This is a genomic window from Stenotrophomonas sp. YJH_SMC_17, from assembly GCF_059371655.1.
In genome coordinates this window covers 953,988-967,738 of sequence record NZ_JCAFUU010000001.1, presented here as the reverse complement: position 1 = coordinate 967,738, position 13,751 = coordinate 953,988, and the positions used below count along the sequence as shown (strand labels likewise).

Here is a 13,751-nt window from a genome sequence, read left to right as displayed (position 1 = left end):
GGCGCAGATTCTAGCGGGCTGCGCGGCACTTCACAAGCACCCCTGCCAGGAACCCGCGAAGGACGTGCCGGAGGCGAGGGGGCTGGACAGGCATGGCACAATGGAACATCCGATGGAGAACGGTGGCCTGATGTCCTACCTCGTCCTTGCCCGCAAGTGGCGTCCGAAGCGTTTTGCCGAGCTGGTGGGCCAGGAACACGTGGTCCGTGCGCTCAGCAACGCGCTGGACAGCGGCCGGGTCCACCATGCGTTCCTGTTCACCGGCACCCGCGGCGTGGGCAAGACCACCATCGCGCGCATCTTCGCCAAGTCGCTGAACTGCGAACAGGGCACCAGCGCCGATCCGTGTGGCCAGTGTGCGGCCTGCCTGGACATCGACGCCGGCCGCTACATCGACCTTCTGGAAATCGACGCCGCGTCCAACACCGGCGTGGACGACGTGCGCGAGGTGATCGAGAACGCGCAGTACATGCCTTCGCGTGGCAAGTACAAGGTCTACCTGATCGACGAAGTGCACATGCTGTCCAAGGCGGCGTTCAATGCGCTGCTGAAGACGCTGGAAGAACCGCCGGAGCACGTGAAGTTCCTGCTGGCCACCACCGACCCGCAGAAGCTGCCGGTCACCGTGCTCAGCCGCTGCCTGCAGTTCAACCTCAAGCGCCTGGATGAGGACCAGATCCAGGGCCAGATGACTCGCATCCTGGCGGCAGAAGAGATCGAGGCCGACGGCAGTGCCATCGTGCAGCTGGCCAAGGCCGCTGATGGCAGCCTGCGCGACGGCCTGTCGCTGCTGGACCAGGCGATCGCCTATGCCGGCGGCGCGCTGCGCGAGGACGTGGTGCGCACCATGCTGGGCACGGTCGACCGCACCCAGGTGGCCGCGATGCTGGATGCGCTGGCCGAGGGCGATGGCCCGCGCCTGCTGCAGGTAGTGGCCGCACTGGCCGAGTTCTCGCCGGACTGGAGTGGCGTGCTGGAAGCATTGGCCGAAGGCCTGCACCGCATCCAGGTGCAGCAGCTGGTGCCGGGTGCGGCCGTTGCCGAAGGCCTGGATGCCACCGCATTCGCCGAGCGCCTGCGCGCGGAAGTGGTGCAGCTCTGGTACCAGATGGCCTTGAATGGCCGCCGTGACCTGCCGCTGGCACCGAGCCCGCGTGCGGGCTTTGAAATGGCCGTGCTGCGCATGCTGGCGTTCCGTCCGGCTGCTGCGGTACCGCCGGTGCCGAAGTCGGTTGAAGGTGCCGCAGGCGGCAACGTCGCCGGTGGAGGCAGCGGCGCGGGTACCCACGAAGCGACGCCGGCCGCTGCCGCCGCTCAGGCGGGCCCGGCCCCGGCGACGCAGGTGGCCGCGCCGTCCCAGGCTGCGCCGCGGGAACCTGACCCCGAGCCGGAGCCGGCCCCGCACCCCGAACCTGACCCGACGCCGGAACCCGAGCCGGTTCCGGTGGAAGAGCCCGTGTCGCCGCCGCCGGTAAAGGCCGAAGCAGCGGTGCCGCCCGCGGAATCAGAAACGGGCGACGACCTGCCGCCGTGGGCCGCCGATGAAGCCGAGGCCCGTGATGCGGCATTGGTGGCCGAGATGGCCGGCCCGGAGGCCGCCATGGTCGCGCCTTGGCATGAGCCGCCGGCTCCTGTCGCGGTCTCCAGCGAACCTGCGCAGCCCGAGCGCCCGTTCCGCGCCGACGGCATCGCCATTGCACCAGCCGAACCGGCCCCGGCGCGTGATACCGCGCCGCAGGATGGCGTCAGCGAGCTGGCCACGGCCGAGGACTGGCTGGATCTGGTCGCCAACAGTGGTCTCAGCGGCCCATCGCGCCAGCTGGCCGCCAATGCCGCCTTCATCAGCTGCCAGCACGGGACCTTGAAACTGGGCCTTTCGCCCGGATTTGAATACCTGCGCTCGGAGCGCGCGCTGGCCGCCCTGGGCGAGATGCTTGAAAGGGCCTTGGGCCAGGCGCCGAAGATCGTGGTCGAGACCGTGGAAACCGAACACGTTCCGGCCGAGACCCTGCACCAGCGTGCCGACCGCCAGCGTGGCGAGCGGCAGCAGGAAGCAGAGGCCGTTTTCATGGACGACCCGGAAGTGCAGGTGCTGATCCAGCAGCACGGCGCCCGGGTTGTTTCCGATTCCATCCGTACTTTTGACGAGTAAGACACCATGCGCGGAAACATCGCCCAACTGATGCAGCAGGCCCAGAAGATGCAGGAAAACCTGCAGAAGGCCCAGGAAGAAATCGCCAAGATTGAAGTGACCGGCAGCGCCGGTGGCGGCATGGTCAGCGTGACCCTGACCGGCGCCAAGGAATGCCGCAAAGTGCGCATCGACCCGTCGCTGGCCAGCGACCCGGAGATGCTGGAAGACCTGATCGCCGCCGCCTTCAACGACGCCTCGAACAAGATCGATGCCGAGTCGAAGTCGAAGATGGGTTCGGCCACCGCCGGCATGCAGCTGCCGCCGGGCATGAAGCTGCCGTTCTGATTTCCGGCGTGGCACCCGTGCGAGCGGGTGCCACGGAACCTGTAGCCGTCGAGCTTGATCGACGTCATGAAAGCCTGCCGCCGTGTCCGCACCCCTGCTTGAACAATTGATCGACGCGTTGCGGGTGCTGCCTGGCGTCGGCCAGAAGACCGCGCAGCGCATGGCCTACCACCTGCTGGAGCGCGAGCGTGAAGGTGGCCAGCGCTTGGCCGAGACGCTGGCCTTGGCGGTGGAGCGTATCGGCCATTGCGCGCAGTGCCGCGACTTCAGCGAAACCGAGGTGTGCCCCACCTGTGCCAACAGCAGCCGCGAGCGCAGCCAGCTGTGCGTGGTCGAATCGCCGGCCGATCGCCTGGCCATCGAGAACGCCACCGGTTTCCGCGGCGTCTACTTCGTGCTTCAAGGGCGTCTGTCGCCGCTCGATGGCATCGGCCCGCGTGAGCTGGGCCTTGAGCAGCTGGAGCAGCGCCTGGCCGGAGGCGAGGTGCAGGAACTGATCATCGCCACCAGTGCCACCGTCGAGGGCGAGGCCACAGCGCACTATCTGGCGCAGCTGGCGCGCGCGCGCAAGGTGCAGCCCAGCCGGTTGGCGCAGGGACTGCCGCTCGGCGGCGAGCTTGAATACGTTGACCGCGGCACTCTGTCGCATGCGTTCGGAACGCGCAGCGAATTCCGCGATTGAGCATCCGCCGGGCATCGCCCGGCGCGGCCGGCCTACAATGGGGATGACACCCCGCCGAGGCCGAACATGAGCACCGAAACCCTCTTCAGCAAGATCATCCGTCGCGAGATCCCGGCCACCATCGTCTACGAGGATGACGAGGTGCTGGGCTTCAAGGACATCGCACCGCAGGCGCCGGTGCACGTGCTGTTCATTCCGAAGAACGAGATCATCCCTACCCTGGACGACCTGCAGCCGTCGCAGGCGCACCTGATCGGCAAGCTGGCCCTGGCCGCCGCCGAGTACGCGCGTCGCGAGGGTTTCGCACAGGACGGCTACCGCATCGTGATGAACTGCCGCGAGCATGCCGGGCAGACCGTGTTCCACATCCACATGCACCTGCTGGCCGGTGGTCCGCTGGGCCATTTCGGTGCGCCGGGCCGTTGATGCGCCCGGTATCCGCCATCGCCTCGTAGTGGATCCACGCCATGCGCTGATGAAAAAAGGCCGCCCGAAGGCGGCCTTTTTCATTGCGCGTGGCAGGTGGCGATCACCACCAGCCCCAACGGCCGTAGCCGCCCCAGTACGGGCCATACGGGCCCGGGCCCCATGGGCCATAGGGGTAGGGCACCACATCGACCTGGCGCTGTTCCGGCCACAGGTAGATGACATCGGCCGACAGCTTCGGCAGGCGATAGTCGTACTCGCCGATGCGGGTGTTCTGGTAGCCGTCGATCTTGCCGATGAAGGTCACGTCACGACCCGCTTCGAACACGGCCGGATCGTAGAAACCGGCGCGGCAGGCGATGAAACGACCGTCGCTGGCGTCGGACGAGGTGGTGTTCGGGCGGCCACTGGCGTTGAGCGGGCGCGAGATCATCTGGAAGCAGGTCTCGCCCTGGCCGGGCTTGGTTTCGATGATGCGACCGCCCCAGCGGACCGGCGTGCCGACCTGTTGGGTGGCGACCGAATCGCGGGGAGAGACCAGGCTGAACTGTCCCTGCAGCGGCTTCGGGGCCGTGGCGCAGGCCGACAGGGCCAGCGTGGCCACGGCGGTGAGGAGGAACTTGGTGTTCATGGGGAGGCTCCGGAAGTCGGGCGATGCCTGCGCAGGTCCCGCAATAATGAAGCGAGGTCGGTGCAAGTTCCAGCGTACCGCGCGTCGGTGAAACGCTGGCTGAGTGCGAGCAGGGCCGGATCCGGGCGCTGCGCGTGCACCCGCTGCGCCCAGTCCCGCGCGGTTTCATGTGGATGCCGGGCCAGCCCGAGGCGGCCATAGCGCCGGCCCAGTCGATGCCAGGCGCGCAGCAGCGGGTCGCGTTCGCGCTCGCCACGGGCCAGCAGCCAGGCCATCCACGCCAAGGCCAGCACCGTGGTCACCACGAAGCCCGCGACCAGCTGTCCAGGCCCGAGGTTGTCCAGCCCCAGCGGCTTGAGCAGCTGCTGCTGGCGGCGCGCATCGAAGGACAGCACCAGGTCGTTCCAGCCGCGGCGCAGCCAGTCGCCCATCTGCCCCAACTGCAGCCAGCGCTGCTGCAGCGCGCTGTCGGTGCCGGCCTGCAGGCGGTCGTCGAGGGTGTCGAGGATGCGTTCCGGTGCCACCGCGGCAGTGGGATCGATCCGCACCCAGCCACGTTGCGGCAGCCACACTTCGGCCCAGGCATGGGCGTCCATCCTTCGCACGATCCAGTAGTCGCCAAGCCGGTTGCGGGTACCACCGGCAAAGCCGGTCACCACGCGTGCCGGAATGCCGGCGTTGCGCATCAGCACTACGAAGGCGGAACTGAAGTGTTCGCAGAAGCCGGCCTTGTAGCCGAACAGGAACTCGTCGACCGGATCACGCCCGGCCGGTGGCGTCTGCAGCGTGTAGGAGAAATCGGTAGTGATCCATTGCAGCGCGCGCTGCACGATGGCTTCGTCATTGCCGCCGGCATCCTGCCGCCATTGCTGCGCCAGGGTGGCCGTGCGCGGGTTGAAGCCACTGGGCAGCTGCAGCGCGGCCCGTCGCAGATAAGGCGACAGCGTGCTGTCGAAGCGTCGTGGCGGGGCCGAATGCAGCCGCCAGCGGCTCAGCGACGCCAGCGACCGCTCGCTGTTCAGGCTCATGTCCGCATCCAGCGTGCTGCCTGCAGGGGCGCGGCTGGGCAGGTCCAGTGCCACCAGCTGGCGCCGGTCGGTGGGCTCGTAGTCGATCTGGTAGTCCCAGCCCTGCGCGCCGGCCTCGACCACGGCCGCCGGCCGTCGCTCGCTGGCCCAGTCACGCGTCCAGCGCCGGCCATCGAAGGCGGTCAGTACCGGCCCTCGCCAGTAGCGTTGCGTCGGCTCGGGTACTGCACCGAAGAACTGCACGCGCAGCGCCGGGGTATCGTCGGCCATCAGGTCCAGCCACTGCCCGGGTTCCATGCTGTCCGACAGCCCCGGTGTGCTGACAGCACGCTCGGGAACGCCCCACAGTGGGGTCGCCAGCCGCGGGAACAGCCAGAAGCAGGCCAATGCCAGTGGCAGGCCGATCGCCAGCAGGCGGCCGACACCGCGCAGCTGCCCACGCAGCGGCAGGTGCCCGGCATGGCCCTCATCCCCGGCCAGTCGCTGCAGTGCCAGCAACGCACTGACGCCCGCCAATGCGGCCAACGACGTGGTCAGCGGCCCCTGGTCGAGCAGGAATGCGGCAAACGGAGAAAACAGTGCGAAGCCGAGCAGGCTGCGGGCATCGCGCAGGCTGCGCAGTTCGCTGGACTTGATCGCCAGCATCGCTGCCAGCAGGGCACAGCCGGTATCACGACCGGGCCGCACCATGCCCATCTGCCAGACGATGGCGCCGAGCATGGCCAGCACCAGCAGCAGGCGCACCGGCATGGGCAGTACCTCCCGCCACGACAGGGCTGCAGTCACGAGCGCTGCAGCCGCGATCACGCCGGCCAGCAGGGGCGGCAGCTGCAGCAGCAACGGCAACAGCGCCAATGCCGCACTGGCCAGGGTCCAGTAGCGGGCGTTGCGGTCGAGCGCGGGCGTGGTTTCAGTCATGCGGCATCAATGCCAGTGCGCGCAGGCACAGGTGGTGGTGACTGGCGCCCTGCCCGGGCCCGAACGGCGGATGTGCAGGCAGCAACAGGGTGTAGCGGTGGCCTTCGCGCTCGGCCATGTCGACCCATCGTGCCAGGCGCGCGATGCGTGCTTCATGGCCCAGGGGGGCCAGCGTGCGCCAGTCGAGGATGACGTCGATGCCCACCGGCTTTTCGTACTCGCGCACCAGCAGGCTGTCGCGGCGCGCCGAGTGCTTCCATGAAATGCTGCGGGGTGCATCACCTGCACGATAGGGCCGTAGCTGATGCAGTTCCTCGCCACTGGCATGGGCGCGGGTGTGCAACGGATCGTTGCCGCTTTCCGGCAGTGCAGGTGCCAGCGTCTCGGGGAGTGGATAGACCAGCAGCGGCTGTTCCGGCCACACCCACGACCACGCCCGCACCAGGCCCAGGGGCTGGGTGGTGGACAGGCGGATGCGTGGCAGTTCCAGCCAGCCGCGGCGTTCGCTGGGAACCTGCAGTTCCACTTCGCCGCGACCGTGTGCAGGCAGCGAGGTCCAGGCTTCGCTCTCACCCAGCTGCAGGTGCAGGCCGTGGCGTGCGCGCGGATCGTGCAGTGACAGGTCCACGCGCAGGCGCAGCGGTTGGCCGGCCGGAACCGGCTCGGCGGAGATCGCATCGATCTGCACGCCCGACAGCTGCAGGTGCGCGGCGATGGCGCTGGCGATCGCCGCTGCCGCCAGCAGCAGGGCCAGCAGCAGCGCCGGGTTGTTGTTGTAGTTCAGCGCGCCCAGCAGCATTGCCGCCAGCAGCGTGGCGACGAACAGGCCGAAGCGGGTCGGCAGCACGTAGATGCGGTGGCGGTCCAGGCGCTGTGGCAGTGCTTCAGGCCGGCGCGGGCGTGCCAGCAGCTGCAGTCGTGGCCAGCGTGTGGCCACCCTCAATCCACCGCGACGGTCTGCAGGATGGCCCGCGCCAGTGCCGGTCCCGAGCTGGACTCGGCTTCGGCCACCAGGCGGTGACCGGCCACGGCCACGAACAGGGTCTGCACGTCCTCGGGCACTACGTGGCCGCGGCCCAGCAGAAGTGCATGCGCCCTGGCCGCGCGCAGCAGCGCAAGGCCTGCACGCGGTGACAGGCCCACGCGCACGCCGGCGTGCTGACGGCTGCGGGTCAGCAGGGCCTGCACGTAATCGACCAGTGCATCGCTGGCATGGACCTGGCCGACGGCTTCACGCAGCGCGCGTACCTGGGTGTCGTCCAGTTTCGGCACAGCACGTGCGATCAGGTCACGACGGTCGGTGCCGCGCAGCAGTTCGCGTTCGGCCTGCGCGCTGGGGTAGCCCATTGCCAGTCGCAGCAGGAAACGGTCCAGCTGCGAATCCGGCAGCGGGAACGTACCGGAGAGGTCCACCGGGTTCTGCGTAGCGATCACGAAGAACGGATCGGGCAGGGGATGGGTCTGCCCATCCAGCGTGACCTGCTGTTCAGCCATCGCCTCCAGCAGCGCACTCTGCGTGCGCGGCGGCGCACGGTTGATCTCATCGGCCAACAGCACGTGAGTGAACACCGGGCCCGGATGGAACTGGAACTGCCGGCTTCCGGCCTCGTACACCGAGACGCCGAGTACATCGGCAGGCAGCAGGTCGGACGTGAACTGCACGCGCTGGAAGCTGAGCCCCAGGCTGCTGGCCAACGCATGCGCCAGCGTGGTCTTGCCCAGGCCAGGCAGATCCTCGATCAGCAGATGGCCACCGGAAAGCAGGGCGACAAAGGCCAGCCTGACTTCCGGCACCTTGCCCAGCACCAGTGCATTGACCTGATCCTGTGCCTCCCGCAGGGCCTGGCGCAGTTGATCGGTTAGCATGCTGGGATTGGGGGACGAGGCTGGCATGATCGTCTCAGGTCTGGAATCCATTCGATTATCCATAGAGCAATGCAAGGCGAACAGCGCGCGCGGACAATATTTCTCTGGTTATGGACGCTGGTCACAGCGGCCAAGCTGGTGGTGGCTGCGCGCCTGCCACTGTTCGTTGACGAGGCGTTCTACTGGCAGGAAGGCCAGCATCTGGCCGCTGCATATTCGGACCTTCCCGGACTGACCGCATGGCTGGCGCGCCTGGGTGTGGAGATCGGTGGCCACCATGTGCTCGCGTTGCGCCTGCCGTTCCTGGCCATCGGTGCGCTGTTGCCGCTGCTGGTGGTGCGCACGGCCACGCGCTGGTTCGGCAACGTGGCCGGTTGGCAGGCGGGCAGCCTCACGCTGTTGATGCCGTTGTCGGCGACGCTGGGCCTGCTGGCGGTGCCGGATGTGCCCATGGCGCTGGCGGCGGTGATCTGCCTGCACGCCGGTGCACGGCTGCTGCACAACGTTGATGCATCCTCGGCGATGAAGCTGGCGCTGGGTCTGGCGATCGGTGCGCTCAGCCACTACCGCTTCATCGGTGTCATCGGTGTTGGCTTCATCGCGCTGCTGGCGCTGCCGCAGGGGCGACGCATGCTGGCCGATCCGCGCGTATGGGTCGCGCTGGCCGTGGGCGTGATGGCGTGGCTGCCATTGCTGGCATGGAACGCGGACAACCACGATGCGGGCCTGAAATTCCAGGTGGTTGAGCGCCATCCGTGGACGTTCGAATGGAACGGGCTGTGGTTCCTGGTGATCCAGCCGATGCTGGTCACCCCGATCCTGTGCATGGCGATGTGGAAGGTGGCGCTGGCCGGTACCCGCAGGGGCGGCGGCGCACGCGCGCAGTGGCGTTACTTCGGCCTGGTCGGTGGCGTATCCACGCTGGGCATCTTCGTGCTCGGCTTCTTCACCGATGTCGAACGCATCAGTTTCCATTGGCCGCTGCCGGGCTACCTGGCCCTGCTGGTGGCGGTGCCGGTGGTGCTCAACGGCTGGCCGCGCTGGTTGCGGCGCACCGGCTGGTGGCTGGCGGGCGCTGGCATGGTGCTGGCGTTCGGCTTTTACCTGATGGCGTCCACGCCTGCGCTGCGCGAGCAGCTGGCGGGCAGCAAGTATTACCCGCGCAATTTCGCCGGCTGGCAGCCGTTGGCGGTGGCCGTGCGCGAAGAACTCCAGCAGATGCCTGCAGGCACGCAGGTGCTGGCGGGGAACTTCAAGGTGGGGGCCGAGCTGGGCTTCCAGTTGGGCAACGGGAACATTGAAGTGCTGCCGCACCCGCTGAACGACAAGCATGGGCGCACCGCGCAGCTGGTGCAGTGGGGTCTGCTGCATGAGGGCGAGCGCTCCGCACCGAAGCTGCTGGTGCTGTCGCCCAGCGATCAGCGCTACCGCGATCTGCTGGCGCGCTATCACGCCATCTGCGAACAGGTGGGGCCGTTGCCGGCGCCGCGGGTGGTCAGCAATGACCATGGATTCCAGCGATTCCTGCTGTTCCGGCTGCCGGCGCAGCGCGCACCGGGTCCATGCGTGACTCCGGCGATGGCGTGGCTGGATGCACCGTCCAATGGCGAGAACGTGTCCGGTACGCTGGCCATCAAGGGATGGGCATTCAAGGACGGTGTCGGCCTGGCACGGGTTGAAGTGCTGGTTGATGGCCGCTCGGTCGGCGACGCGCGCTATGGACGTGCATTCGACGTGCGCCAGACCTGGCCGGACAGCACCGACCCGCAGCATCCGGCGGTCGGCTTCGATGCCGCGTTCGACACGGCCACGTTGGCGCCCGGGCGGCATTGGCTGGGCCTGCGCCTGTACGGCCGCGATGGCAGCGTGGAGGAATGGCAGGAGCAGCCGTTCGAGGTGCGCAGGCGCTGAGACGGCGCGCGGTCCAGGTCGGTGGCGCGCCAGGTTGGTCGCGTACTCCGGGTTGGTTGCGCGTGCCAGGTTGGTCGCATGCTCCAGGTTGGTCGGGTGCTCCGCGTTGGTAGAGTCGACTGTTGGTCGACTGCTCTTCTAGTCGACTGCTCTTCCGGCCGCCGGCAAAACCCCGCGTTGCGCGCGATAGTGGACTGACAGTCGGCTCTACCCGGTCTGGGTCCTGCCCGGTCCAGGCCCGGCCTGTTTCCGCAATCGGTGCCGGCAATCAGTGTGCCGCCCTCACGGCAGGGCAAAACCGGCCCTGCGCAGCAGCCCGCACAGCGCGATCAACGGCAGGCCGATCAGCGCGGTGGGGTCGCGGTTGTCGATCGCTTCGAACAGGCTGATGCCCAGGCCCTCGCATTTGAAGCTGCCGGCGCAGTCCAGCGGCTGTTCGGCGGCCACGTAGCGGGCGATCTCCTCCTGGCCCAGCGTGCGGAAACGAACCTCGGTCAGATCCACGGCGCTGAATGATTCTCCGTCGCGCATGAGACTGATGGCGGTATGAAAGCGCACCGTCTGCCCGGACATCGCCGCCAGCTGCGCACAGGCGGTCTCGGCCGTGCCCGGCTTGCCCAGCGGCTGCCCGTTCAGGTTCGCCACCTGGTCCGAGCCGATCACCCAGGCGCCCGGGTAGCGGGCCGCTACCTCGGCCGCCTTGGCCGTGGCCAGGCGCGTGGCCACGGCCAGCGGGGCCTCGCCGTTCAAAGGGGTTTCATCCACCTCCGGGCGTGCGCAGTCGAAGGGCAGGCCCAGCCGCTGCAGCAGCTCGCGGCGATAGCGGGAGGTGGAGGCCAGTACCAGTGACATGCGACAATTCCGGGGCAGGGCGCGGCAGTCTGGCCCGTGCGCAGCGCCAGCGGCAAGTCCTGTATGGCGGGCATTTGACAGCCGCCGCCCCGATCCTTAGTATTCAGCGGCTTATGTCCGCGAACGTGCCCGAATCGCTGGATGCTTGGCGAATGGTCGTAGCGCGTAGGCGCTTCGACGGCCAGGTTTCCCTGGCTGAATTGACCCGCCTGCAGGGGCTGGTCGCAGATACCGACGGCGAGTGTTCCTACTCGCTTGAATTCGGTCGCGACGAAGTCCTGCGGGTATCCTATGTGGAACTGACCATCGACACCGCGTTGCCGCTGACCTGTCAGCGCAGCATGCAGCGATTCCTGTTGCCGGTGAAGGTGACCCAGAGGCTTGGCCTGATCCGCGACGAGGACGAGGAATCGTCCCTGCCGGAGGAGTACGAGGCGTTGCTGGTGCCGGAAGATGGCCAGCTGAAGCCGCTGGATCTGGTCGAGGACGAATTGGTGCTGGCGGTGCCGGTGGTACCGCTGTCGCCCGACGGTGAAGCAGTCGACAAGGACTGGGCGCCAAGCGAAGAAGAAACAAAGAAAGCCAATCCGTTCGCGGCGTTGGCGGCATTGAAGAAACAATAGCAGCCGGATTGTCGTCGGCGGCTGCGGCGAAAGCGAAAGTGTGCTGGGCGCTGGCGTCCTGCGCGACGATACGACGAAGCAAAACGAACCGAGTTTGGAGCAATCCCATGGCTGTGCAGAAATCCCGTGTTACCCCGTCCCGCCGCGGCCAGCGCCGTTCGCATGACGCCCTGAGCGCCAAGCAGCTGTCGACCGACCCGACCACCGGCGAAGTGCACCTGCGTCACCACATCACTGCTGACGGTTTCTACCGCGGCAAGAAGGTCATCCAGACCAAGACCTCGGCTGTCGAAGAAGATTGATGTGCCGGGAAGGCCGCTGCCCCCGGGCAGCGGCCTTTGCCTTCTTTCCCGGGCGTGCCGGTGATCGGCGGCCCGCGCAACAGGAAACATGATGAGCAAGCGGATCTATTCGAGGATCGCGGGCACCGGTAGCTATTTGCCGGAAAAAGTCCTGACCAACGCCGACCTGGAAAAAATGGTCGAAACCTCGGATGAGTGGATCCAGTCGCGCACCGGAATTCGTGAACGGCACATTGCGGCCGAAGGCGAAACCACCAGCGACCTCGGCTACCAAGCCGCGCTGCGTGCACTTGAAGCGGCCGGTATCGACGCTTCCCAGCTCGACATGATCGTGGTCGGCACGACCACGCCTGACCTCATTTTCCCCTCCACTGCGTGCCTGATCCAGGCCAAGCTCGGTGTTGCGGGGTGCCCTGCCTTTGACGTCAACGCCGCCTGCTCGGGCTTCGTGTTCGCGTTGGGCGTGGCCGACAAGTTCATCCGTTCCGGCGACTGCAAGCACGTTCTGGTGATCGGCACCGAAACGCTGACCCGCATGGTCGACTGGAACGATCGCACCACCTGCGTGCTGTTCGGCGATGGCGCCGGCGCCGTCGTGCTCAAGGCCGACGAAGAAACCGGCATCCTCAGCACCCACCTGCATGCCGACGGCAGCAAGAAGGAGCTGCTGTGGAACCCGGTGGGCGTCTCGACCGGTTTCAAGGACGGTGCCAACGGTGGCGGCACCATCAACATGAAGGGCAACGACGTGTTCAAGTACGCCGTCAAGGCGCTGGACTCGGTCGTGGACGAGACCCTGGCCGCCAACGGCCTGGACAAGTCCGACCTGGATTGGCTGATTCCGCACCAGGCCAACCTGCGCATCATCGAAGCCACCGCCAAGCGCCTGGAGATGTCGATGGACCAGGTGGTGGTGACTGTCGACAAGCATGGCAATACTTCGTCCGGCTCGGTGCCGCTGGCGCTGGATGCCGCCGTGCGTTCGGGCCGCGTGGAGCGCGGCCAGTTGCTGCTGTTGGAAGCCTTCGGCGGCGGCTTCACGTGGGGTTCTGCCCTGCTGCGCTATTGATAGCGCAAGTTACGACAATGTGAAGCTTGTCGTTACGGCCCCTCTGGGGCCGTAACGCGTTTATAGGAGTACCCGTCATGGTTGAGCCCATCGTCATCGAAGGGCAGCGCGCCTGGCTGAAGCAGTACGGCAAGGGAAGCCGCGCATTGGCCCTGGGCCTGCTCAATTTTGTTGCCCGCCGATTCCATCTCGACGCCCTGCGTCCGCCACCGCACCGTGGCGGTGACGCCGCCCGCGAAACCGAAGCCCGTCGCCTGGGAGAACTGCAGGCGCAGGGCGTGAACGTGCCCGACGTGCTCGGCAGCGGCCATGCTGCGCTGGTGATCGGCGACAACGGCAGCTCATTCAATACCTGCCTGCGTGAGGCGGATGATGCCGGCCGCGATCGGCTGGTGATGGCCGCGATGCAGGCCATCGCCGAAGCGCACGCTCATGGGGCCTATTTCGGCCAGCCGCTGCCGCGCAACCTCACCTGGGACGGGCAGAAGGTGGGCTTCATCGATTTCGAGGAAGATCCGCTGGAAGTGATGGATCTGTCCGAAGCGCAGGCCCGCGACTGGCTGATGTTCGGCTACGGCGTGGCCAAGTACTACGCCGACCGCCCCGAGCAGCTTCAGGCGATGATGGCCGAGGCGATGGGCGACGCCCAGGCGCCGGTGCGCGAGCACGTGCATGCGGTGAGCGGCCGCCTGCGCAGTCTCGCTCGGGTGTGCATGAAGCTGGGCCGTTCAGCGCGCGCGCTGGCGCATTCGATCTTCATCACCCATGGCGCCAGCACCGCGGGTGTACTGATGCTGGTGGGCCTGTGCGTGGACTTCCTCGCCGACGGCGACCTGGACGTCCTGCAGCTGTTCTGCTGATGGCTGATAGGGTCGGAGCCCTTTTCCTGCGGAAAAGGGATCTGACCCCGTCGCGCTTGCCCGGCCGCGCTCCATACGCCTGCATACGCGCACGTACAGACGAC

General features: G+C 67.3%; 14 protein-coding genes. 9 read left to right on the top strand and 5 right to left on the bottom strand.

What is annotated here, in order from left to right; translation table 11 throughout:
- The first annotated feature begins 112 nt into the window (after nucleotides 1–112).
- From dnaX to AC5P8Z_RS04605, 4 genes are all read left to right on the top strand, one after another.
- Nucleotides 113–2,152 carry a DNA polymerase III subunit gamma/tau gene (gene dnaX / locus AC5P8Z_RS04620; protein ID WP_495228320.1) on the top strand — a complete coding sequence of 680 codons (2,040 nt, stop codon included), beginning with the start codon at nucleotides 113–115 and terminating at the stop codon, nucleotides 2,150–2,152.
- A gap of 6 nt (nucleotides 2,153–2,158) precedes the next feature.
- Nucleotides 2,159–2,479, top strand: coding sequence for a YbaB/EbfC family nucleoid-associated protein (locus AC5P8Z_RS04615; RefSeq protein ID WP_004154630.1), 321 nt, complete (start codon nucleotides 2,159–2,161; stop codon nucleotides 2,477–2,479).
- Between the two features lie 82 nt (nucleotides 2,480–2,561).
- On the top strand, nucleotides 2,562–3,161 hold the full coding sequence (gene recR / locus AC5P8Z_RS04610; RefSeq protein ID WP_164082460.1) for a recombination mediator RecR: 600 nt from the start codon (nucleotides 2,562–2,564) through the stop codon (nucleotides 3,159–3,161).
- A gap of 66 nt (nucleotides 3,162–3,227) precedes the next feature.
- Nucleotides 3,228–3,587 (top strand): histidine triad nucleotide-binding protein, encoded by a 360-nt coding sequence (locus AC5P8Z_RS04605; protein ID WP_286071095.1) that lies wholly within the window; start codon nucleotides 3,228–3,230, stop codon nucleotides 3,585–3,587.
- Nucleotides 3,588–3,690: 103 nt separating this feature from the next.
- Here the strand turns inward: AC5P8Z_RS04605 and AC5P8Z_RS04600 are convergent, their stop codons facing one another.
- Genes AC5P8Z_RS04600 through AC5P8Z_RS04585 form a run of 4 tightly spaced genes read right to left on the bottom strand, consistent with a single transcriptional unit; the run spans nucleotide 3,691 to nucleotide 8,057 of the window.
- Complete coding sequence (locus AC5P8Z_RS04600; protein ID WP_014036182.1) at nucleotides 3,691–4,218, bottom strand: Slp family lipoprotein; 528 nt, start codon at nucleotides 4,216–4,218, stop codon at nucleotides 3,691–3,693.
- Nucleotides 4,215–6,164 carry a transglutaminase TgpA family protein gene (locus tag AC5P8Z_RS04595; protein ID WP_495228260.1) on the bottom strand — a complete coding sequence of 650 codons (1,950 nt, stop codon included), beginning with the start codon at nucleotides 6,162–6,164 and terminating at the stop codon, nucleotides 4,215–4,217. Before AC5P8Z_RS04595 ends, AC5P8Z_RS04600 begins: the two co-directional genes overlap by 4 nt.
- Complete coding sequence (locus tag AC5P8Z_RS04590; RefSeq protein WP_286071097.1) at nucleotides 6,157–7,101, bottom strand: DUF58 domain-containing protein; 945 nt, start codon at nucleotides 7,099–7,101, stop codon at nucleotides 6,157–6,159. Before AC5P8Z_RS04590 ends, AC5P8Z_RS04595 begins: the two co-directional genes overlap by 8 nt.
- 2 nt (nucleotides 7,102–7,103) lie before the next feature.
- The gene (locus AC5P8Z_RS04585; RefSeq protein ID WP_111204530.1) at nucleotides 7,104–8,057 is read right to left on the bottom strand and encodes an AAA family ATPase; all 954 of its coding nucleotides are present in this window, start codon (nucleotides 8,055–8,057) and stop codon (nucleotides 7,104–7,106) included.
- Between the two features lie 42 nt (nucleotides 8,058–8,099).
- On the opposite strand from AC5P8Z_RS04585, the gene AC5P8Z_RS04580 reads away from it, so the two are divergent.
- On the top strand, nucleotides 8,100–9,941 hold the full coding sequence (locus AC5P8Z_RS04580; protein ID WP_295565455.1) for a glycosyltransferase family 39 protein: 1,842 nt from the start codon (nucleotides 8,100–8,102) through the stop codon (nucleotides 9,939–9,941).
- Between the two features lie 282 nt (nucleotides 9,942–10,223).
- On the opposite strand, the gene AC5P8Z_RS04575 is transcribed toward AC5P8Z_RS04580, so the two are convergent.
- Nucleotides 10,224–10,793, bottom strand: coding sequence for a Maf family nucleotide pyrophosphatase (locus AC5P8Z_RS04575; RefSeq protein WP_164082455.1), 570 nt, complete (start codon nucleotides 10,791–10,793; stop codon nucleotides 10,224–10,226).
- Between the two features lie 113 nt (nucleotides 10,794–10,906).
- On the opposite strand from AC5P8Z_RS04575, the gene AC5P8Z_RS04570 reads away from it, so the two are divergent.
- From AC5P8Z_RS04570 to AC5P8Z_RS04555, 4 genes are all read left to right on the top strand, one after another.
- On the top strand, nucleotides 10,907–11,416 hold the full coding sequence (locus AC5P8Z_RS04570; protein WP_164082454.1) for a YceD family protein: 510 nt from the start codon (nucleotides 10,907–10,909) through the stop codon (nucleotides 11,414–11,416).
- Nucleotides 11,417–11,523: 107 nt separating this feature from the next.
- On the top strand, nucleotides 11,524–11,718 hold the full coding sequence (gene rpmF, locus AC5P8Z_RS04565; RefSeq protein ID WP_005408308.1) for a 50S ribosomal protein L32: 195 nt from the start codon (nucleotides 11,524–11,526) through the stop codon (nucleotides 11,716–11,718).
- Between the two features lie 91 nt (nucleotides 11,719–11,809).
- On the top strand, nucleotides 11,810–12,787 hold the full coding sequence (locus tag AC5P8Z_RS04560; RefSeq protein ID WP_164082453.1) for a beta-ketoacyl-ACP synthase 3: 978 nt from the start codon (nucleotides 11,810–11,812) through the stop codon (nucleotides 12,785–12,787).
- A 77-nt stretch (nucleotides 12,788–12,864) separates the two neighbouring features.
- Nucleotides 12,865–13,647 carry a BUD32 family EKC/KEOPS complex subunit gene (locus AC5P8Z_RS04555; protein ID WP_164082452.1) on the top strand — a complete coding sequence of 261 codons (783 nt, stop codon included), beginning with the start codon at nucleotides 12,865–12,867 and terminating at the stop codon, nucleotides 13,645–13,647.
- Nucleotides 13,648–13,751 lie beyond the last annotated feature (104 nt).

Coding starts and splice junctions, on each gene's coding strand:
- AC5P8Z_RS04595 (WP_495228260.1), bottom strand. CDS start 6,164: ATGACTGAAACCACGCCCGCGCTCGACCGCAACGCCCGCTACTGGACC.
- AC5P8Z_RS04585 (WP_111204530.1), bottom strand. CDS start 8,057: ATGCCAGCCTCGTCCCCCAATCCCAGCATGCTAACCGATCAACTGCGC.
- AC5P8Z_RS04560 (WP_164082453.1), top strand. CDS start 11,810: ATGAGCAAGCGGATCTATTCGAGGATCGCGGGCACCGGTAGCTATTTG.
- rpmF (WP_005408308.1), top strand. CDS start 11,524: ATGGCTGTGCAGAAATCCCGTGTTACCCCGTCCCGCCGCGGCCAGCGC.
- AC5P8Z_RS04615 (WP_004154630.1), top strand. CDS start 2,159: ATGCGCGGAAACATCGCCCAACTGATGCAGCAGGCCCAGAAGATGCAG.
- AC5P8Z_RS04575 (WP_164082455.1), bottom strand. CDS start 10,793: ATGTCACTGGTACTGGCCTCCACCTCCCGCTATCGCCGCGAGCTGCTG.
- AC5P8Z_RS04605 (WP_286071095.1), top strand. CDS start 3,228: ATGAGCACCGAAACCCTCTTCAGCAAGATCATCCGTCGCGAGATCCCG.
- AC5P8Z_RS04580 (WP_295565455.1), top strand. CDS start 8,100: ATGCAAGGCGAACAGCGCGCGCGGACAATATTTCTCTGGTTATGGACG.
- AC5P8Z_RS04600 (WP_014036182.1), bottom strand. CDS start 4,218: ATGAACACCAAGTTCCTCCTCACCGCCGTGGCCACGCTGGCCCTGTCG.
- AC5P8Z_RS04570 (WP_164082454.1), top strand. CDS start 10,907: ATGTCCGCGAACGTGCCCGAATCGCTGGATGCTTGGCGAATGGTCGTA.
- dnaX (WP_495228320.1), top strand. CDS start 113: ATGGAGAACGGTGGCCTGATGTCCTACCTCGTCCTTGCCCGCAAGTGG.
- AC5P8Z_RS04555 (WP_164082452.1), top strand. CDS start 12,865: ATGGTTGAGCCCATCGTCATCGAAGGGCAGCGCGCCTGGCTGAAGCAG.